At 33.9% G+C, this 24507-nt stretch carries 14 protein-coding genes, 1 tRNA gene and 1 pseudogene; 4 read left to right on the top strand and 12 right to left on the bottom strand.

Translation table 11 applies throughout. The features are described 5' to 3' along the window. Nucleotides 1-9 precede the first annotated feature (9 nt). The 11 genes and pseudogenes from HPE56_RS05855 to HPE56_RS05805 all read right to left on the bottom strand — a co-directional run bounded on the left by HPE56_RS05855 (nt 10) and on the right by HPE56_RS05805 (nt 18920). Complete coding sequence (locus HPE56_RS05855) at nt 10-2268, bottom strand: type I phosphoribosyltransferase (RefSeq protein WP_188242835.1); 2259 nt, start codon at nt 2266-2268, stop codon at nt 10-12. Nucleotides 2269-2271: 3 nt separating this feature from the next. Beyond that, nucleotides 2272-3435: a hypothetical protein gene (locus tag HPE56_RS05850; RefSeq protein WP_188242834.1), complete on the bottom strand. Its 1164-nt coding sequence runs from the start codon at nt 3433-3435 to the stop codon at nt 2272-2274. A 40-nt stretch (nt 3436-3475) separates the two neighbouring features. Then, a complete protein-coding gene (locus HPE56_RS05845; protein WP_188242833.1) occupies nt 3476-4855 on the bottom strand; it encodes an RNA-binding domain-containing protein in 1380 nt (459 codons plus the stop codon). A 97-nt stretch (nt 4856-4952) separates the two neighbouring features. Beyond that, nucleotides 4953-11429 carry an NACHT domain-containing protein gene (locus HPE56_RS05840; RefSeq protein ID WP_188242832.1) on the bottom strand — a complete coding sequence of 2159 codons (6477 nt, stop codon included), beginning with the start codon at nt 11427-11429 and terminating at the stop codon, nt 4953-4955. A gap of 50 nt (nt 11430-11479) precedes the next feature. Then, a pseudogene (locus HPE56_RS05835) lies at nt 11480-12312 on the bottom strand (type IV secretory system conjugative DNA transfer family protein); the annotation flags it as partial. 1173 nt (nt 12313-13485) lie between these two features. Next, nucleotides 13486-14820: a tyrosine-type recombinase/integrase gene (locus tag HPE56_RS05830; protein WP_188242831.1), complete on the bottom strand. Its 1335-nt coding sequence runs from the start codon at nt 14818-14820 to the stop codon at nt 13486-13488. A 481-nt stretch (nt 14821-15301) separates the two neighbouring features. Beyond that, a complete protein-coding gene (locus HPE56_RS05825; RefSeq protein ID WP_188242830.1) occupies nt 15302-16168 on the bottom strand; it encodes a DUF2911 domain-containing protein in 867 nt (288 codons plus the stop codon). Nucleotides 16169-16438: 270 nt separating this feature from the next. Beyond that, entirely contained in the window at nt 16439-17890 is a 1452-nt protein-coding gene (locus HPE56_RS05820; RefSeq protein ID WP_188242829.1) for a serine hydrolase domain-containing protein, read from the bottom strand. Between the two features lie 84 nt (nt 17891-17974). Next, on the bottom strand, nt 17975-18328 hold the full coding sequence (locus HPE56_RS05815; RefSeq protein WP_188242828.1) for a hypothetical protein: 354 nt from the start codon (nt 18326-18328) through the stop codon (nt 17975-17977). 74 nt (nt 18329-18402) lie between these two features. Then, complete coding sequence (locus HPE56_RS05810; protein ID WP_188242827.1) at nt 18403-18699, bottom strand: type II toxin-antitoxin system RelE/ParE family toxin; 297 nt, start codon at nt 18697-18699, stop codon at nt 18403-18405. Continuing rightward, the gene (locus HPE56_RS05805; RefSeq protein ID WP_188242826.1) at nt 18696-18920 is read right to left on the bottom strand and encodes a type II toxin-antitoxin system ParD family antitoxin; all 225 of its coding nucleotides are present in this window, start codon (nt 18918-18920) and stop codon (nt 18696-18698) included. Before HPE56_RS05805 ends, HPE56_RS05810 begins: the two co-directional genes overlap by 4 nt. Before the next feature lie 996 nt (nt 18921-19916). On the opposite strand from HPE56_RS05805, the gene HPE56_RS05800 reads away from it, so the two are divergent. The 4 genes from HPE56_RS05800 to HPE56_RS05785 all read left to right on the top strand — a co-directional run bounded on the left by HPE56_RS05800 (nt 19917) and on the right by HPE56_RS05785 (nt 24013). Then, the gene (locus HPE56_RS05800) at nt 19917-21782 is read left to right on the top strand and encodes a PAS domain-containing sensor histidine kinase (protein WP_188242825.1); all 1866 of its coding nucleotides are present in this window, start codon (nt 19917-19919) and stop codon (nt 21780-21782) included. A 3-nt stretch (nt 21783-21785) separates the two neighbouring features. Next, nucleotides 21786-22205 (top strand): response regulator, encoded by a 420-nt coding sequence (locus tag HPE56_RS05795; RefSeq protein ID WP_188242824.1) that lies wholly within the window; start codon nt 21786-21788, stop codon nt 22203-22205. A gap of 222 nt (nt 22206-22427) precedes the next feature. Next, nucleotides 22428-23453 carry an adenosine deaminase gene (locus HPE56_RS05790; protein WP_188242823.1) on the top strand — a complete coding sequence of 342 codons (1026 nt, stop codon included), beginning with the start codon at nt 22428-22430 and terminating at the stop codon, nt 23451-23453. Nucleotides 23454-23936: 483 nt separating this feature from the next. Beyond that, a tRNA-Arg gene (locus HPE56_RS05785) sits at nt 23937-24013 on the top strand. Between the two features lie 64 nt (nt 24014-24077). Here the strand turns inward: HPE56_RS05785 and HPE56_RS05780 are convergent. Continuing rightward, nucleotides 24078-24458 carry a hypothetical protein gene (locus HPE56_RS05780; protein ID WP_188242822.1) on the bottom strand — a complete coding sequence of 127 codons (381 nt, stop codon included), beginning with the start codon at nt 24456-24458 and terminating at the stop codon, nt 24078-24080. Nucleotides 24459-24507: the final 49 nt, after the last annotated feature.

The raw sequence follows: 24507 nt of genomic DNA, 5'->3' as shown, positions 1-24507 counted from the left end.
AAACCATTTTTATAGGCTGTGATTATAAACTTGCTCAATTGAACTTTTGAATATGTGAAATTTTGGATTAGGTTGATTATTTAGTTCAAGTATAAGTTCGTTATAGTGTTCTTTTACCAATCTCAATTTCCCTATTGCTAAAGCGTATAAAAACTCTAATATAGCCTCGCCTTGATACTCGTCGAGTGATTTCATAAAAGTCTTTAACAACATAAGCATATCCGCAGAAATCTTTTTGCTACAGGAATAATTTAATTCTTCATTTCTTGCTGCTCTCAAGAGAGATGCTTGAATTATTCCATCATTAAAACGATTAAAGACAAAAGGGTCTAATACATTTTTTACAAAACTGGTCTGAAACAAACCATCTTCTTTATTATTACGCATATTATTCAGAACGCAAGAAATAGTAAAATATACATCTGATTGAGATACATTTTGGTAGTATTTATTATCGTTAAAAAAAGCTGAATTTTTTCTTATTTCAAGTTCATTACCCCCTACACTTGAATAAAATATTTTTTGACTTCCGCCTCGCTTTTTAGAATCTGAAAATGTTCTCAAAATATCAACTCTATCATTGATGAATTTTGAAGGCACATCCAATTCTTCTTGAACAGACTGTAAATAATCGAGTTCTTCTTCCCAAGGTGTATTCGAACTTGAATTATCGCAGTTTATGGTCTCTATCTCTACCAAAGAACTATTATCTGGACCATAAAGACCATACTTGATATTGGTTTTGAGCTCAGCAAATTTCTTTGGGTCGCTAACTCGGTTTATTCCAATAAAATAGATTAACCTAATGTTCTCATAATTCCTGAAAAACCGACTTAGATAAAGTAGATTCTTTCCATTTGAAATACAAGAACCTACAATTAATATAGAGCCTGAAGTTTTACTCTCTATAGTGTCTTCCTTTAATTCGGATTGATTTAAGATAGTGATTTTATTCTTTGCAAAATCTTTGATTTTATCTTTGATGTACTGCGACAATAGCAGGGAACCTTTATCATTGAGGTGGACAATGTGGCTTATAGATGCTGGGACATATTGATTAATGTAAGCATCTAATTTGTTTTTGTGACTTTTGAAACACTCATTAGTAATGTCTCCAATGATATTTGCATAGTCTATATAGAGGTTATATTTTTTTCTTGAAGTTGAATCTTCACTATATGATACTTTTAAGGACGTTCCAGACTCGTTGTTATGTTTGAAAACTTCAACAAAGCTTTTTAATGATTTAGGAATATATTTAGACGCACTAATATTTCTGGGGTAAATGACTGGTTTATCTAAATTGAAAGAGTCGCCTATAATACTTATAGGCGTTGAGTGGTTTTTACAGTAAATACACTCTTCGTTTGCTTTTGATTGGTCGTAAAGAGGAATACCATAGTCTAATTTTTCACTTTTTTCTAAATTACACAAAACCCTTTCTTGAACTATGGGCGAGTCCTTATCGATTGGCATATAATAAAGGGTGCATATTTCGTCCGAGCTTATTTCTGGGTGGTTCTTTTGAATATAATTTATGAGCCCACCGGATGTAGATGCAGAAATAAGAAATATGGATTTATTATAAAAGACGGATTGGCTATTGTATAAACCATCGTAGGACTTAAAAGATTCAATATTAATTTCTTTATCTTGTTTGAATCTCTTCAAATATTTGGTCATTGAATATGCAACGACATTAATAGACAGGGTATCACAATATATATTATCGAAATCTAATTTACCAAATAGATGTAAAGTGTTTAGTGCTATAAAGTCAATTTGACTTTTAAAGACTAAAACATTGGCAGTTCTAAGAAATTTTGATGAATGTTTTCCTGAAGGAAAAACAAAATGGTGGGAAATTCCATTACTTTCAACTAAGCCACCATTATCCTCAAAAATTTTAATTAAACCTTGATTCAATATCTCTTTCTTGTTTTTTGCCAAAAATCCTCTCTTTGGAAAACAGAAAGAATCTTTATCGTAAGGTATATAAGAAATACTGTCTGATAAAGAAGATTCTTCAACTTTTGGAATACTCTTAAAGATGACTTCTAAATTGGCTTCAACACTTTTTTGTACATCCGTATTCTCTTGACAATGCAAAAAAACTAATGTGCTTGTTTGATGAAAATATTTGAAGTATTCTGTAAGTTCATTTTTCAAGGTGTTAAAATCAAAAGCGATGTCCGGGTTGAACACTATCGTAGCATTTTTATGCTTTTTGTCTACGAGTTTGGCATTGTATATATAGTATTTACCCATAATCTAATTTTTGAACGGGTATAAAATACTTATGTATGAACCCTGAGCCTTAATTTGATTTTCAAAACCATCCTGGTTCCAGTTTTCTATCACTAAATCCTTTAGATTATCTTTTTTGACTGGTTCATAATTATCCTTAATCAAATCACGATATACACTATACTTGTCTGTAGATATTTTTAGAAATCCTTTCTTATCTAAAATTCTCAGAATTCTATCTAAACCAATACCTTTTTTTGATTTCAAATTTGATGTAGATGAAGTTTGGTTTTTAATAAGACACTTTTTTATAATGCTTAAATCGTCGATTTCATTTTTTTGGTGAAACTTATCAATAAAACCAACTCCAGAATCAAAAACCAAAATTTCCAAATAGTACACCTGCTTTAAATGGTTAAGATATTCCCTCTCTATGCTCTTATGATTAAAAAATGTAGCTATTGGTGTACCTTTATATTCTTCAGTAATTTTTTCTTTTTTGTTTATATGAAAACGCAGATATGCACCTCTAACACTTGAAGGTATTTCAACAGAGTTTGAATCTGTTCTTCCCCATTCGAAAGTATTCTTTGTTAACTCATAGACAATAGCTCCTATATCTTCAAGGATATCTTCTACTTCATTTAAATTTTGTTTTTTGAAAGTCAGAATATTTTTTGCGAGTATCTTTTTTACTGTATTAGCAATTTTCTTTTCGTCATCATTAAAGCCATTTGAGTTTTCAAAAAGCCTAATTAATCCTTTGCTTTTAGATAGATGGTCTGTATTGACCCAGATGTGCTTATTACCTTTAAATTTTTCATATGAATTCATCTTTATGAAAAATTCATTTTGTTTTTCTCTTAGAAGGCTTTTAATATTTTCCCCATCTTTATCTACAAATTCAGCAGTATTCCAAAGCAAAGAAATTATTGGATAGCTAAATTCCTGCTCATAGAATTTATCCAATTCACTTGAAGTGAAATCAAGTTTTATAATTTTAATATTACAATTACTATTTAAGGTGATAATCAGTTTCAATATATCAGCCAATAATCCAAAACGGTATTGCGCTAAATCACTTGGAATCAATAAAGTTATAGGTTTACCTTCAATGTCTCCTATTTTGCAATAAGTTTCTGCGAGATGCTTAGGGGTTGTATGTTTAATGATTTTTATTTCGGTCATTTGACTTTTTGGTTGTTCACAAAAAAATAATTTTCAAATTTTAGTTTTCATCTATGTTGATTTCCCAATAGCCTCTAGTATCTCCTTTTCGCACTAAAAAACCTTTATTCTTAATAGCTGTAATATGTTTGCCAACAGCAGATTCGTTAATACTTAAAGCTTCAGCTATCTCAATATATGTTATAGAAGGATTTGCAGCAATAAGCTTAAGTACTTCTTTTTGTCTTTTAGTTAAAGCTTCAGCTGCATCAATTACACTACCTATTGCACCACCTATTACACTACCTATTACACCACCTTTTTGACTACCTACTTTATCATCAATTATAATAGAAGTTTCATTAGTGTCTTCTTTAACTGCAAAAGTCATCCTAAGGAAATTATCAGAAAAATTAAAACTTTCTTTTCCATAATATGCTAAAATACGAGGGATGCCAGAGCCCAATTGTTCTACTAATTCTAAATCCTTGAAAATTCGCATCAGTTCCTTGTTCCGTGGGACTGAAAAGCCTTCAAAAAATTCTTTTTCGCTCAATCCTTCAGGTAAACCACCCGCCGATGTAATTTCAATTCTATCGCTAAAAATTTCAAACTTTGGCGTAATTTCATTGGTGTAATCATTATGAACAAAGGCATTAATAATGGCTTCTCGCAACGCAATGGGATTCCATAGGTTGGATTGTTCCCTTTCTTTTGCTGTGATTTTTGTAGTGGTTCTGTTCTCTACTGCAATCTTATCTATCACTTGTTTAGTAGCCTTGACTAAACACTCGTGACCATATTCGTTACTTTCTATAAGGTCTGTTCGGGTTGTGCCGGAATACTTCGCCACTTTAATAGAAGTGTTGTTCTTATCTGCCAAAAGATAGCCAGCATAGTTGAATGCACCATCTTCGGTTAGTAATTCTAAATTCCTTGAAAATGCTTTACCAAGGGTATATCCCGATTCTTCGTAGTAAATCTTTAACTGGCTAAAGCTCAAATCCTGCCGACCAGCTTTAATTTTACTTATAGAATTCCTAGTGCGTTTGGCAAATAGCTCGTCAATCATTTTTTGCGGCATCGGTTCAGCCGATGAACCCAAACGAATGAAACAACCTTTTTCACTCATCCCATATTTTTTAAGATGATATGGTTTTTCTGGACCGCTGGCCACAATGATTTTTAGAATGTTTTTACCATCTTTTTCTTCACTCACAATATCGAATAAACCAAGTGCTGAAGAACGGATATTATTTTTGAGTCTATCTTTGATTTTTAATTGGTCGCCATCAGCATCTGCCAAACCATAAGTATTTCCTTCCTTATCAATACCTATGTAGAGAATGCCACCTTCGCGATAATTCAAAAAAGCAATGACCTCTTTTTCAAGCCCATCGGACAGTTCACGTTTGTATTCTATACGGTTTGTTTCAGTCATTAATTGGATAAATAGGTAATAAAGATATTAATTTGCGAGAATTGATAAGCCTGTCTGTAATAATGTTTGAGTTATTTTCAAAATCAATACTGGTCGACTAAATCTCTACCATTGAAATTTTTTGATAATGTTTCCAGTCCATGTGAGACTCGTTAACATAAGGTGTGTTAGCTCTAGACACTTCTATATTCAAACACAATTGAAAATTGTTTTTATCTAAAAACTCTTTTAGCCTTAATCTATCTATCTTTATTGTAAATCCTTCAGAGCTTGGTTTATACCGCCTTCTTCCTGAGGTATAACAATTTTGCCATTTAACAGCTTTTATTTCGTCTTTTTCAGATGAGTTGTTAAGCAAATCTAACAAAATCATTTCATTGATTTCCAACATTTCCAAAAACTCGTTAGCCACCATTGCAGTTGAAATACTTTTCTCGCCTCGAAAATTGTTCTTGGACACTTCTAGTATTGGTAATATGTCTTTTACAGGAAATGAATGAATACTTCTTGTGGAACCAGGCATTTCAATATCAAAGCTATTTTCTCTAGGAATAAAATGCTCATACTTCAAACTTTCAATATCTATAGTTGAGTCTTTTTTCTTCAAGAAAGTGCTTACCTCAAAATAAGTAGTAAATTTTGATTCTCTGTAACCACCTAAAGACCTTTGGCTTCCAGATTCAAATAACGTAACGTAGTTTTGCTCGCGTGATGCAACCGTTTCAACCACATTGTCCAAATCTTTAAACTGCATAAAATCTTCTGGTGATGTTTTTGGCAACCAATTAATATAACTTGGACGTGTTATAGTTTTATTCAAAAGACTTGAAGGGTCATATAGTCTCATATCCAGAGCCAGCTTTTCTACAAATTCAGGTTCAAAACAATCTCGCTTAATTTTTTTGTATATTATTTCATTTAAGCTATTCTTGACTTCTTCATAATACTTCGAATGTATTTCAATGACGTCAAAATTTGTATTGATATTATAATTTCGATGTACTATTCCTTCATTTTCAGCATCGTAATTACCAAGTCCTTTTTGTTGTTTTAAATCTGTGTATAGTTCATCTTGTACAACTTCATTGCACAAATCATTTCTGCTTATTTTATATAATATTTCTGCTTGAAAATCTGAATAAATAAACCTACCACCATTTTCATATACCTTAAATTCTGGTGGCATAATAATGGTGCTGGGTTGGTTAAGATTTTGAATAAACAGTTGCTCAGTTTTGTTTAATATTTTTTTATCGTGAATTGATAGAACTGTAAACAACCTAATTAAAAGCTGGTTAATATTAAAATGTTTTAGGCGAAACAAAACCCAGATTTCTTTTTTATAATCAATAAGCAAATCAGGTTCTTTGAGTGCAATGCTAATTAATACAGTAAGCAAATGCTCGACTTTATTAAAACCTAAATCCTGTAAGTTGTTTTTAAGAAAATGTGAAAGATAATCTGGAATTTCCAAAGAAATGTCTAATAAGGCTTGCAAAGCCAATTCACGAATTTTGATTACAGGATAATCAAAAAGAGAGACAATGTAATTTACTATAACCTCTGATAACTCAGCGTTTTCCGTATATTGTTCAACAAAATCATAATCTGCTGTCTTTTGAGGTAGTCCTTCAGCTAAACCTACGTTGTATTCTAAGTTAGCGTTGAAAAACGATTCAGCCACATTTCCACCTTCAAAGTAAGGCGCATATTCCGTAAGCATATTAATTGCACTCAAGAGCTCGTAGAAATACCTTCCCTTTTGTGAAATAAAGCTTTTAAGCAAATAACGTTTTCCGAATTTTGGGTCTGCTTTTATTAATGTTTCAACTACGTTAAAACCTAATGTGTCCTTGTTATAATGATTTGAAAACAAAAGGCTGTCATATTCTTTTTCTGCTATATCATCAAGCATTTTTTTAGCCTTTTCTGGCTGCGGATTGACCAATCGATTAGCCAAAATAAGTATTGCCTTTGAGTAGGTTTGGTCTTTAACCCATCTGTCCAAAAATTCCTCGATAGACTGTTGCTTCAATAAAGATGCTTTAGTGACTATCTCGAAAACATCCTCATCTTTAAGGACAGCGTATAGCACAGAATCCGGACCATTGTTCACATTTGCATAAATTTCATCTACAATTTTATTAAAGTCACAATCCTCATTAACATATTTTCTGAAGTATGCTTTGGGATAGGCTTTATCAATTTTATCGAAAAGCGCTTTGAAATGTAGTTCAATCTCATCTTTTTCAATGTGTGAAGTTTTAATATCCGTTATATTATTATTGTATTCAACAAACCATCGAAGAATCTGATATGGTTTTATCTTTTTTTGCTCAGTCTTAGAAAGCTTATCGAAAAAATCCTGAAAACTTTCTTTTAAGGGATAATATTCATTTCTAATACCTGTTCGCCTTCCGTTTTCAATATGTGTTCTTTGAAGTGATTCCAATGTGCCATTGAATTTTTCAAAGTCGTTGTTGAATAGGTCTAAAAGTTGCTCTTTTGTGGGTTTGGAAAATGGCGCAAGAAATTTACCTCTATATTGTTTTTTCTTTTGGCTTTCATCTTCTTTAAAATCAATATCAGGTAAGTTGTAGTCCTTTGGGTTTAAATTGTACGTTTTTAATAGCTTATAAAACTCTTCAAATTTTTTGGGCTCTTCAAGTTCCACTAATATGTTGAACCTTATTTCATTAAGAATGTTGGGTATAAAGTCTTTCTCATTAATCTCTAAAGTGCGCTTAAATAATTGAGTGGTCAATTCTAAAAACTCACCTTTTGATGTACCACCAACGTCCCATTTTGGCAAAGTTTTTATTACAGTAAATAAGAGTGGTAATTCTTCATTTTCAGCTTTCTCAATGAGTAGCTGTAATACTCGAGAAATGGCTTCGCTTCGTCCTATATTGTTTTCCTCATAGTCCAAAAGGCTAAATGCGAGTCCTGGATATCTTTCGCCAGTAAAACTAATTAGGTCTGATTTACAGATATGATTCATCCTTCCATTGCCAGCATAAGCTAGTTGTGTTTGAACAGAGAATGCATCCTTGAGTCTCTTTAGGGTGTTTTCTGGATTTGTTTCGTGTACAGCTTCTAGGGCATTAGTGATGTAGCTTGCTTGATAATCCTTACGGTAGCCCACACCAAAAGCAACTATGATGAATTCATTATATAGCCTCATAAAATGGTCTTGAAAATCACAAATTCCATAGATTTCAGCTATTTCACCAAGATGATCCAATAACGAGTGGGTATCTTCATCATATCTTACAATTTCTTCTGCATGTTGTATGATTTTCAAAATTTCAGGACTTAGCGAATCTTTATGCTTTTTATTTAAGATTCTTGCAAATCCAATCCCAATTTTATGTTCTCGGTAACCATTATCGCCAGCTTCTAATTCTAACCAATACTGTATAAATTTCTTTAGGCTCTGTTCATTTAAACTATCTGTTGCTAGTTGAAATATGGTATTGGTTATATCGTTCAAGCTACGACGAATAAAATGACTATCATCGTCACCATCCATCAAACCATAACTTCTCTTTTGAAGGAATTTTGGATGTTTTATGTATAGATAATCTAATGAAATTTTGAGTGCTTTCAGTTTTGAAGATTCCGCTACTTTCGTGGTCTTATTATCTTTCCAAAATTGCGAGAGATTCAAGATTGAATCATAAATTCCGAGGGAAGGGTTTCTAAGTAACGTTACCTTTAGTTTTAAGCTATTAATAAGGTTAATCTCAAAAACCCAAATTACTTTCAGCAAGTCGAACAAAGAAACGATGTTCTTTTTTATTTTAAATTGCATCCTGCCTTGTTCAATGATTTTATTTTCGATTTTTGGCAGCACTATTTTTGGCTTTGGAAAAATCTTAACGACTTCTTCGAATGTCAAAAAAGACAAAAAATATGCTATTTGACTTAACAGATTCGCATTGGAAATTTGCTTAAAGTCTATCTCATTTAAAATACCAATTGCGGTGTTTTTGTCATCTTTAATAAAGAATTCCGCTAGAGCCAATTTAATCGTAACGACGATTTTCTTGTCTTTTATATTGGCATTATCCAATAAAATCAGCTTATCAAATTGTTTATGTAACAATAAGTAGTTAATTGCCTTTCGCTTAATCTTACGGTTTATTTTTTTGTTCTGCTTTTTTGAATAATCAGTCTTTTTAAAATTCCTTACGTGGTCATCCGTTTTTTTCCAGGAGATTTTGTCTATTCTATTAAATACGGCTACTGGGTCTTTTTCAATTAAAATATCAGCTTTCAAGCTTTGTACTAGAGACTCATAACTAGATTCTGAGGTTTCCTTACCAAGACCACGTGATAGAATAGTTTTAGGTAATAATTTGGAAAACTTTAAATGATATTCACTAAGATAGTGGTGAAAATATTCCTTAGAACCTAAAAGAAAATCACCATCCCAGATTGCTCTCAGGCTGTTTTTGACGTGTCCAGCTTTTAAGAATAGGGTTGGAAAGTCAATATGGGAACTATCAAAATTCCATTCTATATTTAAAATTCGAGCTTTTAAAAACGATATTCGTATAAACTCAGATAAATTTAATTCTTCAATTGCGGCGTTGTGGGCAATTTCAATGTTGCTTTTTATTTCTTGGATTGGGCGTAAATTGGCCCAAGCATTTTTAATCCATGCTACATTTGTTGTTTCTATTACTTTTAAGTAACTACCTGAATCGTACAAATGCGAAAAATAGTTTCTAAATGCTTCATCAGTATTAGGGTTTTCCTCATAGTAATCTATCAATGCTGGACCGAAATTAACTATAACATCTTCTGTTTTCTGAAGAATAAATTCCCTGAAGCTGTTATGAAACACAATAAAATTGCCTGAATCATTTTGTTTGAGTAAATGTGAATATTTATTGATTACCTGCTTCACTTTTATTATATCCGAATCAACACCAAGTTTTGAAATGATAAAATTGATTAACTCAATACTAGTGTGCTCTTTCCTAAATGCTAAAAAAGACAATACCCATCGGTCATATTCACTAAAAGCGATACCTCCATATAAATATTCATGGTATGTGTCAATTTCCCCACCTTCCAACTCTGGCAGATTACTAAGTAATTTTACATATTTGCGCTTATCAGTTTTTAAAAGCAATTCGGATATATAATGAAGGTAAACAGGAATACCAGAGGACACCTTTTCTATCAACTCAAGTATTTCAGAATGGTCAATACCTTTGTTGGTGAGATATTCCTTAATTTTTCGTTGAGTAAATCCTTTAGCAATAATGTGTCTTTTGGAATCTAAGTTAATTTGTTGAAGAACATCTGTAGCAAGCACCGACTTATATTGGGTGCTGACTATTATAAATATGTTATTAGGAAGGTTACCCTTAATATTATTCAGTAACGAATTTTCTGAAAAAGCCAAATCTCTATGCACGTGGTCTAGACCATCAACTATAAAAATTATTTTTCTGTCAAGAGTAGCAAGCTTATCAATATATTCAACAAATTTACTTTCATAATCATTAGAATAGCGAGAAGGTAAATTCACATCTGGAAAACGATTCTCAATACCAACACACATAGACTTCAGAAAGTAATTAGTCTTGTGCCTTAACTCCCCAAAATTATTTTTAGAATCTGGTATAAAGCAATAATATGTAAATGCTATGTCATCGTTTTGTTGTTGGAATTTAGTCAATGCCGTAGATTTGCCAATTCCTGGCAGACCTTCGACAAGAATATAACCACCATCTAAGTCATCAACTGATTTTTGTATTGATTTCAACAACCTATCGTTAGCAACATAGTAAATATCATCTACAACTTTAAAGTAATGTGAAAGCTTATCTTCAAACCTTTCTGATAAACCGAGTTGTCTTAAAACTTTCTCTTTAGTGATTTTTTTCGCAGAAATACTCCACTCAACTACCGAGGTTAATAGCCTATCAACCAGGTTTTTTTCAATTCCCAACAGGCTAAATTTTGAACCAATAGCATCTTTTATAATATGAATAGAGTCTTGCTTTAACTGAAAATCTAATCGGTTAAGAAAATCTGTAAATTCCTTTTTTTGTAACCCAGTTTCTTTTCTAATTATCTCCACTACTGGCAAAAACTCCTTTACCGATTTTATGGCATCATATTGTTTTCCTGAAGCTTGTATTGGTAAAACAATTTTTTTTATAAAATCGTTCAGTCCAATGGTAATGTCCTTGCTAGGTCGCGCAGCGTTACTTATACCTTTGGTTGAATAAAGGATAATACGAAACTGTATCTCTGAATTTACAACACTCTTATAACCATCTGCAAGCTGTCGAAAAATAGATTTTTTATCTTCGGCATTACTTAATAGGTTATAAAGCGTAAAATTGTTGTTTTCATCTTCGGACCATTTAACTTGGATGAAATCTGTTTTATCTTTTCTATTGATAATAACATCATCTATATGATTTCCTCTGTCGTAATTTTCAAGTTGAATATATTGTATATCGGAATCAAAAAACAGGCTTTCAATTATTTTAAGAGCTGCAATATTATTTTGATAATAGAATCCTGCTTGTGGTGCCGAACCTGTCATAAATTATTTAAAAAATTAGTTTTACAGGTATAAAGATAATTTTATAAAATCTATTTGAAAATAGATTTCGCCTCATTATAAATGGTTTCAAAATTAGCAGCCAAATCAACCTGAGAAAACTGCTTCGTTTCCTTTGGTAACTCTCTTTGAATATCAGCCAATTTAAACTGAACTTTCTTATCCTTTCCATCAGCATAGGCTATAATTCGCCTTGCTTTAATCTAAAGAATACATCAGCGCTAATTTTTGGAATTTCTTTTTCTCCAGTCGTAATTCGCGATTCAAAATCAAGGTTATGCCCACAACTAATACTTTTGGTTGGGTCTTTGATAATTTCAAAAAAGCGCTCGTAATATTTTGTCGTATCTGGGTCGTTGACCTTACCGAAAAACTGGTAGGACAAATTGCTTAAAATTGCCTTACTCTCCTTATCGCCATACATCATATCGTTCTGGATTTTATCCTGCATTACTTAGATGGCGGCAATATCGTAGCTTCTCAAAGTTGCAGGAATTCTATGCATATTTAATAATCTGATGGTAGGTGCTTCTTCCATTAGCAAGAACGACGACTTAGAATTTCGCACGCTCATTTGTTTGGTAATGGTGTGAATTATGCTGGCAATTACTGACGAATACGACGTTTCAAATTTTGGATTGTTTACTACGGAAATGATTGCAGGATTATCTTTGCTGTTAATATTTAATGGTACTTCGTCTACGGATAATGCCATAAAAACCCGTTGTGTACTAATTCGTTTAAGCGCATTTGCCAAGGTGCTTTTAACGCCTGCGGTCTGTCTATCAGAATCTTTTCCACTAATAAAAGCATCTGCCATTGCTCTTGATGTGGTATTGGTTTCCAAAAATTGAACAACCATCTCCATCGACTTAATTAACTTCATAACGAAAAAAGTAGCATTATGTCCTGAGTCCTAATTGATGGCTCCTTATCCGCCAAACTCAAGGGTGCTAATTCCTTACTAATATCCGCGAACCGGTCCATTCAAAAACCCGCATCCAAAAACCATTAATTTTATTTTTCCTTGCCCTTAACCCTACCTTTTCGATATCTATTCTCACAACTGATTTGAGCTTAGTAAGGATTTATAAAAAGTGCGAGAAACGAGCCTGGTTATGCAATCCGTCTAAGAACAAATTGGTTTTCTTTGGTATCGGAAAAAGGGTCACGAATGTAACATGAAACACCAATTTAATTTAAGGTCAATTATCATAATTTACAACCCCTCAACATAAAATCAATATTAGTACTTATGCTGTCCCACCGTCCCATAATCGGACAAGTACTGGTACACAACCGTCCCATGAGAGGACAAGTAGTGGACAAGCAGTAGTATCTATTATAAACATTAATAAACATATAAAACAATAAACGGCCGCCGGTTCTTTTTTTTAAATTTAAAAAATGATTTTCAAATAATTCACAGCCTTTGAAATTACTTCGAACATAGTCTTATTTTGCATTTTAAGACCCGTTGGAGCCACGTTTACCGTCATGTAATGCAACTTATGGTAATCATAATATTAATTGCAAGAAAACGTATAAAAACACTTAATTATCCCACCACTAAATACGTACATATAATTTGATAGAGTTTGGTCCCATTTAGTTTTTTTGTTCGAAAAATTGGAATGGTAAATCCTTTTAAAATCAAAAGCGAACTCCATTGATTTTATTTTTCTTAAAATCGATGGTGTTCAAGACCTTTAAACGATGCGCTTTGACCGAAATAAAATGAAGGTCAATGGGCGGAGTTTGTTTGGTTTCTCAATATCAAATTAAATTCAAAATGGGAATAGAAGGTAAAGGACACTTGTATTCCTTCATCAAGAATCTAAATAGATAGTACCCGTTTTTGCATAAAAAACCCTTTGATAAACCCATTAAGTATCAAGGTTGACTTTAATGATGCTTTATAAAACTAAGCAGTTCTAGTTTGGAAAAGCTTACATTCTGTGGTTTGTAGTTAAGTATAAAAAAAGAAATGTTGATTAGGGAAAGTTTCGTGTTTATTCAACTGCTAATATGTTGACAATTAAAAATTAATAACGCTATCCAACGCATCATCGGCATCTTTATGGATGAAATTAGCTTGATAATTGAGCGTCGTTTTCAAATCACTATGCCGATATAGCTTTTGCAACATCAATGGGTGTATCTTGTCCCCTGCTATATTTCCAAAACTGTGGCGTGCTATGTGATTAGACAAATTCTTATCAATTCCACATAGCCTAGCAATACGTTTCAAATATTTATTAAACAATGTTGTTGCATTTCTGGTTTTCCTAAAAATTTCCAAATCTTTTTTAGGGTCCGCATCTTTTAAAAATGGAAATACATATCCTTTATTTTCTCTCTGGGCCTCTTTATAAAAGTTCAATATGACGCTAGCTTTATCTGGAATTTTGAGACTCAAGGGTTTTTCATTCTTGTTCATAATGTAATAAAGGCGGTTATCCTTGAAATCGGCCCATCTTAATTTAACCACATCGGAAACACGCATACCCGCAAAGTAGAAAGAAATCAACCAAACGTTATGTGTATGCCAGATTGACGATTGGGGCTCAAATTGAAGGGATTCTATTTTTTCCAGCTCTTTAGTAGTAAGGCCAATTTTATTACCCGAACCAAGTCGTATCCTTTCTCTTTCACCTGAAAAGGGATAAAATTTTGAATCTACTATTCCTTCTTTGATTGCAATATTGAAAAGGGTTCTAATAAAAATAAGTTGATTTGAAATCGTGCGAGTTTTTTGATTCAGATAAACAGAGCAAAAAGTTTTATACCGTTTTAAAAATGATTCATCTATATCGCGAAACTTTAGCGACTTGTTCTTCTTAAAATGGTTAATCCCATCAACAAATGAGAATTCTGACCTCCGTGCTTTACTAATCCTTTCGTTCCTTCTTTTTCTTATTGCTTCAATGATATCATTTTTACGTGAGGAAGATTTTAAAGAAAGAAACTCTTCGATATTATACAATATGGAAAGTTCTGATTTGGCTACTGAAAAAGTACCACGATCATATTTACTTTTAACGCGTTCAGCTGCTACAGTAAAGAAAGATTTAGAGCCTCCTGGCCCCTTTAATTTATATTTAATTTGTTTTGGTGTGATACTTTTTTCTTTAGAATCAAAGTATAGGTCATTGGCCTCGGTCAACTTTTTCATTAAAAAGTTATTCAATTTTTTGTGATTAGGATGGGACCCTTTTGCTTTTCCCGAAACTTTATCCCAATCTTTTTCAAAAACATATTGACCAAGCCACTTGTAATTCGTTTTATAGTTTTCGCTTATTCGAAGCGCCAATGGAATAGTGCCATCCTTTTTCTTCATATTCTTGCGCAATACAATCTTGATATTTGCCATAACTCCTTAATTGAATACATTAAAGGTACTAAAAACTAGTACAGAATAAGTACAGAATAATTTGATTTCAATTGATTTTAATTAAAATCAAAAAATATTAAAACCCTACTAAACAGTTGATTATAAGGGGTTTTGTGTAATTCTAATGATACTACTTTTCGGGCTCATAACCCGAAGGTCGCTGGTTCGAGTCCAGTCCCCGCTACTAAGGCGTAACCGCTATAAACAAACGGATTGTGAACTACAATCCGTTTTTTTATGCCCTGTATTTCCGTAATACTACGTTCAGTAAACAAAACGGAATCACTTTTTCCATGAAACCGAACTATATCACGCCAAAAATCTATACTGGTGGAATCGATATTTCAAAGTGGTCCTCCCTAACTTAAACGCAACAAAATAATGCGTAAAAAAAACAATCCTTTATTTGAACTTTAGTGAACAGGACTGAGGCTTTCATAGTAGGTAATATTGTGCGTATTTATTCCTGCAACTTACTTAACCTTTTATATTCAGATTCTAATTTTTTTATCTCTTCCGAGCGATTTTCTTTGTTCTTATTTAAGATTTCAAGTTCTCTATTGATCTCCGTGATTGCGTTTTCGTAAAGTTTTAGTCTTTCGTAAATCTCAATTTTTATTCCGTAGCCCCACTCGTTATTCTTGTCAAGTTCAATTGCTTTTTCGGCAAGTTTCAGAGCAGTTTCATAATCCATTTCCCTGAAAGTTAAATAAGAAGCAGCTCCGGCATAAGTATTGGATACTTGATTTATACCAGTCATTAATTCTTCCCGAATGAGTTTCTCCATTTTATAGTTGGTCGATGTTGCAATGTTAAATTTGATTTGGGTATTTGCCCATGAAACGTACATTTTTGCATTGTGTTGATTTAGTTCAATATCGAAATTCAAAGTTTCATAATAACGATTAGTTTCTACTGGCACGGCTGTAAACCTTGCAACATCATTTTTAGAATTATAGTTGTAGCTCCCATATAGGGTAGTGTCTTTGTTGATTATTACGACCCATTCATTCGGATTTGGTATGGTGAAAATCGAGTAATTTCCAGCAAGAACTTTTTGTCCACCAATTGTTACTTCTTTGTCAAATGCAATTTTGGTACAATTCCCAGCACCAGTCCGCCAAACGTTATTCCAAGGTACGAGTCCTCCATATATCAATCTTTTACGGGCAGAAGGCCTTTCGTATTCAACACTTATTAGCGTATTCCCAACGATTTGGGAAAGGTTGCCTTTAGGGCTAAAAGAAGGATAAGGATAATCTGTGTCTTGACCATTAAGTTGAAAACTTACTGAAATCAGAATTATTAGGCATTGGATTTTTTTCATTTTTCGAAGTTTATTATAATGACACACAAAAATGGAATAGCATCATCGATGATATCCCGCTTATATGTATAAGTTAATTATCCTTTTTTTGAACTTTTAATTTGTTTTGGTTCGTCGAGAAAGTGTCCTAACTTATCCTTTGCCCACGGAGACTTTAAGTTAACCAATTCCACCTTTAAACAGTTCCGTTTTAAGTGGAGCCTACATTGTATAAGAAATTTACCCTTAAGTGATTACATACTCTTGATTATCTCAAAACGCTATGTCCTCTTATTCCTCTGCAGCTTTATAATCCACTGGGAAAGCTTTCAACACTTCCCGTGTAAGATCCCACTCATCAAACCCCTGCTTACCATAATCAAGACCCCTTCTAACGATGACAAGATCGTAGGAAGGAACTACAACAACATACTGTCCACGGTTTCCTGCCGTGGTATAGGCGTCTTTGGGTACATCATTACGGTCATCTGGAACGAGCCACCATTGTCCTCCATAAAAATTACCACGTTGTGAAGTGGCCGGTGCGGGTGTCCTTACAAAATCGATCCATTGCTCGGATAGCAGCCTCTCGCCATTCCAAAGACCGTTTTGCTCGTATAGCAAACCAAATCGGGCAAGATCACGTGCATTGGTGTATACTTGACTGCTAAAAATGAAATCTCCAAATCTGTCTGTGCTAACAACAGTATTTCTCATTCCTATTTTATCAAACAAAGCAGTCCTAGGGAATTCCAAATAGGTTTTATCATCACCAAGGGCATTTTTCATTGCTAGGATTCCTAATATCGAATCATAGTTCTCATAGTCCCAATAGGTACCCGGTCTTCTGATTAGCCCCCTGTTTCTTGCTCCGTTTACAGAGCTAGCCCCTGCCCAATAGGACAACCCTGACCCCGTGGCATATTCCTTCTTCCTGTTATCTACGGTATAAAGCCCACTAGACATGTTTAATACATTTCTTAATGTAATATCAGCACGAGGATCATTTTCAGAAGTTTCCTCCTTCGGGAGCCATTCTATCCCAAGTGGGGCATCTAAATCCATTTTACCCTGATCTACCAACATTCCAATTAGGGTCACTCCAATACTTTTTGCTGTCGACCAGGTTCGTGTTTTGGTATACATATCAAACCCTTCTGCATAGCGTTCATGAATGATTTGTCCTTTATGAACAACAATCAAGCTGATGGTAACTTGCTCAGGGGATTCTCTTTCAAAAGACCATTTTGATGCTGCAGCCAATAGCTCTTTATCGATATATTTTGGTGATTCTTGCTTTTTAACAAAATCCCCTTCGGGCCATGGAATGGTATTTAGGTCCCCGATTGGAGCAGGTAGGCGCTGTATCGGCAGTTCATCAATCATATCAAAAGTTTGATCTGGCGCCAAAATAACAGCACCAATTCCTTCTCTGTATACTGCCCGCATTACTGGAGTATTTTCGGTAGTGCCAATGGTGACCGTTCTTTTATCCCAATCTATCAAGTAGTCTCCACCCTCTGAATTGCCTACGGGTTGTTTAAGATATTTAAGCTCCTGATTATAAGCCTGCTCTAGGGTCCTGTTAGAGGTGAAAAGCGCATTGCAAGTAAGGACGGCCTGAACACCGTACTGAATCATTTCCCTATTTGACTTAGAATAATCATAAGATTCCCTTTGCTGCGCAAATGTCAGATAGGCAGAAAATATAAGGATGGTACACAGGGGAAGTAGTTTTTTCATTGTTATCAAAATTTTGAATCATTTTTATATAGCCCCTAACGTGCGATCTCTTATGTTCAAGTATCCTTTATATGAACTGTGGTTTTAGCTATGCTCCTTGCTACCAATAGTTTGTCTATTCAGTAACTTATCTGAAACTTTATAAGTGGCTGAATATTGAAGGTTAGATTGTTGTTTTTTAAATTCAGAAAACGCCTTTCTATACCATCTTGGATCAGTCGCTTTTTTTCTATAGTCTTCATTTACTTTTACATCAAAGGAATCCCCTTCTAAACGAGGTTTAATTTCATAGATTCCAATTCCTAACTTTTCGATTCGTTCTAAGATTATCTCAAAATCCGACTCGGAAAAAAAGAGTATTGAATCAGAGTCATGTTCATTATTAAGATTTTCTAAGTTTAGAAAGATATTTTTTTCAAGAAATTGTATTTTTTCCATTTTATATAGTGTTGTTGATAAACCCTGCCTATTAGGCTAAGTTAATAATCCTTTAAATAAACTTTATTTGAACCCTATTCCAAGAATCTAATTAAATCCCTCCCACCATATAATATCCTAACAATTCTCAATTTGCCTTTGAGCTTTCGGTAAAATATAATATGAGAAATGTAAGGTAGACTATAAAGGCCCTTTTTGATGTCATTCCTCTCTCCTCCTATATCAGGGTTGTCGCTCAATTTTTCAAAGTGTTCTTCTAGATCAATTAGGTATTTGATACTCTGGGCATTACTAAATTTATATTCTCCGAACTCAAAGATTTCATTAATGTCAGCGACCGCCCCCTCAGAAAGGACATAGGTGTATTTCATAAACTTTTTTTGGATGCTATTATCTGGCTCATTGATAAATTACTATCTGGTCCGTCCCATCCTTTCTCAATTTCTTTTCTTAGGTCCCTTATTACTTTGTCCCTGTAGATACCATGTAACCTCAGAGCATCCCTAATTACTTCACTATTGTTTTGATACTCTCCAGAAGCGACCTGGTCGTTTATATACTCTTCCTGTTTTTTGGTGAAACTAATGTTCATGTCTTACTAATTTACAAATATTATACTAAAATATGTTCATATATAGCATATATGGATATTATACACACTAAATAAAGGTATGATTATCGTTTATTTGAGTTTTTAATTCTATCTGGTTTACTTAGAAAGTGTCCTAACTTATCCTTAATCTATTCCTCCCTAGACTTAAAATTAATCAATTCCAATTTTAAACAGTTCGGTTTTACAGGTAGCTTACACAAGAAACGCCTTCCCATTTATCCAGCTCATTATTTTTATAATAAATGGTATTTTTAGTTTTAAAACGTTGGGCATTACGTTTTATATCTTCTACTAAGTATTTTTAATCCATACACTGATTTTGGTTCTACAGTATAATAAACCCTTACGATGATTCAAACCTATAAAGTCACAAATAATTATACGGTATTGCCCGCTTTGAACGTCTTGGCATTTTCCTAATTGACTTTTTTTACAATTGGCAATCCTTCATTTCGAGGGATATTGAAAAAGGGATATCCAGAATCCTATCGAGCGTGAATATGGCTTGGGACAAGTAAAGAGGAACTCACCCTTTTGATGCTTTTTTTACTACCCAAATCTTAAACGGTCCTGTTTTGCCAATGATTTTTCCAGTTTCCAAACCCAAACATCCAAATCGGACTTCACGAACGTATATGGTTAGAAAACAACCATTCAGTATTAGAACTTACCTCTAAATTAATCCATACGGAATTTCCCTAAAACAATCTAAACAACACTTATTTGGTATTTAAAAGAAAATCCCGGATTAAAATTTATATACATTCACAAAATTCACGCAAACCAACAATTCAAAACAGGGACTTCGGATTTCAGAAAATCAGATAGTCCCATAAGACATTTTTCGATTCTTCGGCTTTAGCGAATAATCTAGGATAACCAAAAACGGAATTGAACTAAAAACATCTATTTCTCAATAAAAAAAGTTATTATTGACCAAACTAAAAGCAAACTTGCTTCACTAACCCGACATTAATGGAATCAATTACAAATCCTGAGATCATAGCTATTATAGCTACAGATAATGACGGTGTTATATACCGATTTAACGAAGGGGCCGAAAACTTATTAGGGTATTCTGCCACTGAAATGATCGGTCTAAAAAAAGTTACTTCTTTTCTTATGGAAGAAGAGTTTGAAAACTTCAAGAGTGATATCCTATCCCGATACAAAGGTAAAAAACCAAATGTTGACCCTTATCGATTGTTAACCCTAAATGACGGTTATGATTCCCGTGAATGGACTATCGTTAAAAAAGATGGCACAACTTTTATTGCCCATTCAACACTAACCCCCTTAAAAAGTGAAAGCGGGGAAAGTATGGGATACATCAGAATAATAAGGGATATAACAAATCAAAAAACAATAGAAACCGAACTTTTACGAAAAAACCATGTTTTGCATTATGCTGAAAAAATAACCATGATGGGAAATTGGCAGTGGGATACTGTTATTAATAAAGTGCAATGGTCCAGTAACCTATGTAATATTTTTGAAGTAGACCCTAATGAAAATTTGAATTTCGAGACTTACTTCAATTTTGTGCATCCAGAGGATAAAGATGCGGTTAGCATGTCTTTTGAAAAATCCATTACCGATAGAAAGTTTTATGACCTGTTACATCGTATTATATCAACTAGTGGTAAAACAAAAACGATACAACTACTTGGTGAAGTAATAACGGACAATGAAGGCAATGTCATTGAGATCATTGGAACCTGCCAAGATGTGACAGAACAGAGAATGGCGGAAATCAAATTTAGAGGACTACTTGAATCTGCCCCTGATGCAATGGTAATTGTAAATGAGGAGGGGAAAATACAGTTGACAAATAAGCAAACAGAAAAGTTATTTGGTTACCCATCCGAAGAACTACTGGGTAAACCTGTAGAATTTTTAATACCCAGCAGGTATAATGCGAAGCATCCCACGCATCGTGAAAAGTTTTTCAACACGCCCAAAGCAAGGAAAATGGGTGAAGGAAAAGAACTTTACGGCATTAACAAACAGGGGAAGGAGATACCGATACAAATAAGCCTAAGTCCATTTAAAACGGAAGAAGGCCTATTGGTTTCCGCAGCCATTAGAGACATCACCATTCAGAAAAAAGCAGAAAAAAAACTACTAAAGACCAAAGAAAATCTAGAAATATTAGCCAATAGGCTTAAGGTGAAAAACACCCAACTAGCAGATTTCGCCCATATCACTTCCCATAATCTACGTGCTCCCGTAAGCAATTTAAACTCTTTGTTGGAATTTTACAAAACGGCCGAAACGGAAGATGAAAAAACACTTCTATTTGAAAAATTTGAAATTGTCATCAACCATCTTACAGAAACACTGAACACGTTGATCGAAGCTTTAAAGACTAAAAATGAAGGCTCTGAAAAATTGGAAACCATTTCTTTTGATGAAATCCTAAACAAAACAAAAGAGATTCTTTCTGGTCAAATCTTAAAAACCAACACGATCATAACCAGTGATTTCTCAAAAAATCCAATAATTAATTATAATCGGGTTTATTTGGAAAGTATTTTCCTTAACTTATTAAGCAATGCCATGAAATATAAATCCGAAGACAGGAATCCAGAGATTCTTATTCAATCCGGAATAGAGGATGGGGTTCAAAAGATTTGGTTTAAAGACAATGGCCTTGGTATTAATTTAGAAAGACATGGCCATAAAATATTTGGATTAAACAAGGTCTTCCACAGGCACCCTGATGCCAAGGGAGTAGGTTTATTTATAACAAAAGTGCAAATTGAATCCATGGGAGGGAAAATATCCGTTGAAAGTGAAGTCAATGTAGGTTCTACTTTCAAGATTAATTTTAATGCGTGAAAAATGAATAAAAAATTTAATTTTTGCATTGTTGATGATGATGACATCTATCAATTTACCATAAAGAAGACCATAAAACACTTTGATCTTGCAAAGAATATAGTTTCTTTTAATGATGGTGAAGAGGCTTTGAATTTTATACTCGAAAACCTTAACGAAGACAAAGAACTCCCCGATGTTATTTTACTTGATATCAATATGCCCATAATGGATGGCTTTCAGTTTATGGAAGAATATGTAAAGATAAAACCTAAAATGGGGAAGAATATAACGATATATATGGTTTCGTCCTCTATCGATGACGCCGATATTGAAAAAACGAAAAGAATCAGTGAAATTTCCGACTATATCGTCAAACCTATTCAAGAGACTCAATTAAAATCCATTATCGAAAAATTGCATAATGTAGAGAACATGGAATAAAGCAAAAACCCCCACAAGCACTATCTGTGACACTTTTATCCTTCGCCTTATACCCAATGACAAATACGACTCCATTAAAGCCATTACCTTCCGATTACCAATATCGTATTGCGGATAACAAACCGATTTGCCCGAAATAGAAAAATACGTAAGCCCACAGCACCTATAATTAATTTCCAAACCATTAAACTTCTCTACTAATATTCAACTGTTACTCATTCTATGGAACCATCACATCTAAAAAATATTATTCATGGCATTCCCAAAGCAGAACTTCACTTACACATTGAAGGTAGTTTTGAACCCGAACTTATGTTCGAAATAGCCAGTAGAAATAATATTGCCCTGGATCATGACTCCATAGCATCATTAAGGAAAGCATACAATTTCAATAACCTCCAAGAATTTTTGAACCTATACTACATAGGTGCACAGGTACTGATTCATGAGCGGGATTTTTTCGACTTGACATGGGCCTACCTGCGCAAAGTCCACAGTCAGAATGTAGTCCACGTAGAGGTATTCTTCGACCCACAAACCCATACGGACAGGGGTATCGGGTTTGATGTTGTTATTAACGGTATCTACAAAGCGCTGGAAAAGGCCAAACAGGAGTTGAATATTTCGTTTAAACTCATCATGTCCTATTTGCGGCATTTAAGCGAAGAAGAAGCATTCAAAACACTTCAATCATCCCTGCCATACAAACATTGGATCGATGGCGTGGGGTTGGATTCATCCGAGATGGGCAATCCCCCCAGTAAGTTTGTCAATGTGTTTGAGGCATCTGCATACCACGGGTACAAATTAGTGGCCCATGCCGGGGAGGAAGGTCCTGAAGACTATATTTGGGAAGCACTCGATCTTCTGAAAGTTGTACGAATAGACCACGGAAATCGTTGTTTGGGCGACGATGCTTTAGTTCAAAGATTACGGGAGGGGAACATCCCCTTAACCTTATGCCCATTAAGTAATGTAGAACTCAAGGTCATTCAGAAAATGGAAGACCATCCCGTTGCAAAAATGCTCGACAAAGGAATCTTAGCTACCATTCACTCCGACGACCCAGCCTATTTTGGAGGTTATATGAATGAGAATTATTATGAAACGGCCAAAGCTTTGAACCTAAATAAAAATCAATTGATGCAATTGGCTATCAATGCATTCAAAGCGAGTTGGTTAAGTCATGAAACCAAGGAAAAACATATCTCCCAGGTAAAACACTATTTCAATACCCTCCATTCATAATCAAAACCTAAATTGGATTATAAACGTTTAGGCACTATTGTTTTATCCTAGGGTATTAAAATAAAATGTAGCATAACCCATTGCAATGGTTACCCTATAACCGAGAATAAGGCTCCCTTTTTTTTTGATGACACCCGATGCACCATTACTGAACGACCAAACACCTCATAAGGATTGCATCATTGCCCTAATACCCCTTGGGCCGACCTAACACAACTAATTACAAAGGTTATAATTCAGCCATATCCATTAATTCTTTGAATTTTTCTTTCCAGTTAGTTTAAAAGATTTAAATTTGCCGAAATATTGATAAAACGGAGTACGTTTTATAGTACATGGCTTTTAATATTTATTTAAAAGTAAAAAATGGTCACGTTGCTCAACTGGTCCTGACGAGAAAAACTTATCAGGATTCTGACATTGCCAATGGCAATCGTCAAAATAGAGCATAAACCGTCGAAGTGAAATAGTGAAATTACCAATGGTGGCATAGCTCAGCTGGATAGAGCACCTGCCTTCTAAGCAGGCGGTCCCAGGTTCGAATCCTGGTGCCATCACCACACGAAACCTCCTATAAACAGGGGGTTTTTCTTTTTTTTGTTAATATTGAAATAAATAAATGTTCTAAAATGTGCATAGTTTGTGCATAGTTATTGATTTTAACAATACTTTACTGTTTTTTGATATCAATTGCACCGTTTTGAATGCAAAGTATTCCGTGATGTCGATACCATCTTTGTAATAGTATATTCTGGCGATACCCGATTTGATAAAATAAATGGTCTTGCAAGTATGGTCAATAGGTTGTAGTTCCTCGTTTTGCGCATTGAAACTGAACTGCATATTTCCTCTATCGCTTTCTTCGATTTTACGGAAAGCGGGAGGAAAGTTACCAAATAATCGAACAGTTCCATCATTCAAATCTAAGGTGCTGAAAAACCGGGAAAGTGAGGTTAATTGAAAAATAGTTAAAGGTATATTACAATGAATAAGAAGTAGTTTCATAAAATAATCCTTTATATGAATTTGCGTTTCTTTCCAAACAGTTTTGCAA

It is taken from the genome of Maribacter aquimaris (assembly GCF_014596745.1).
Lineage (GTDB): Bacteria > Bacteroidota > Bacteroidia > Flavobacteriales > Flavobacteriaceae > Maribacter_A > Maribacter_A aquimaris.
Note: the sequence above shows the minus strand (reverse complement) of the source record. Positions and strands in the feature narration are given on the sequence as shown.

Coding starts and splice junctions, on each gene's coding strand:
- HPE56_RS05855 (WP_188242835.1), bottom strand. CDS start 2,268: ATGGGTAAATACTATATATACAATGCCAAACTCGTAGACAAAAAGCAT.
- HPE56_RS05850 (WP_188242834.1), bottom strand. CDS start 3,435: ATGACCGAAATAAAAATCATTAAACATACAACCCCTAAGCATCTCGCA.
- HPE56_RS05845 (WP_188242833.1), bottom strand. CDS start 4,855: ATGACTGAAACAAACCGTATAGAATACAAACGTGAACTGTCCGATGGG.
- HPE56_RS05840 (WP_188242832.1), bottom strand. CDS start 11,429: ATGACAGGTTCGGCACCACAAGCAGGATTCTATTATCAAAATAATATT.
- HPE56_RS05830 (WP_188242831.1), bottom strand. CDS start 14,820: ATGGCAAATATCAAGATTGTATTGCGCAAGAATATGAAGAAAAAGGAT.
- HPE56_RS05825 (WP_188242830.1), bottom strand. CDS start 16,168: ATGAAAAAAATCCAATGCCTAATAATTCTGATTTCAGTAAGTTTTCAA.
- HPE56_RS05820 (WP_188242829.1), bottom strand. CDS start 17,890: ATGAAAAAACTACTTCCCCTGTGTACCATCCTTATATTTTCTGCCTAT.
- HPE56_RS05815 (WP_188242828.1), bottom strand. CDS start 18,328: ATGGAAAAAATACAATTTCTTGAAAAAAATATCTTTCTAAACTTAGAA.
- HPE56_RS05810 (WP_188242827.1), bottom strand. CDS start 18,699: ATGAAATACACCTATGTCCTTTCTGAGGGGGCGGTCGCTGACATTAAT.
- HPE56_RS05805 (WP_188242826.1), bottom strand. CDS start 18,920: ATGAACATTAGTTTCACCAAAAAACAGGAAGAGTATATAAACGACCAG.
- HPE56_RS05800 (WP_188242825.1), top strand. CDS start 19,917: ATGGAATCAATTACAAATCCTGAGATCATAGCTATTATAGCTACAGAT.
- HPE56_RS05795 (WP_188242824.1), top strand. CDS start 21,786: ATGAATAAAAAATTTAATTTTTGCATTGTTGATGATGATGACATCTAT.
- HPE56_RS05790 (WP_188242823.1), top strand. CDS start 22,428: ATGGAACCATCACATCTAAAAAATATTATTCATGGCATTCCCAAAGCA.
- HPE56_RS05780 (WP_188242822.1), bottom strand. CDS start 24,458: ATGAAACTACTTCTTATTCATTGTAATATACCTTTAACTATTTTTCAA.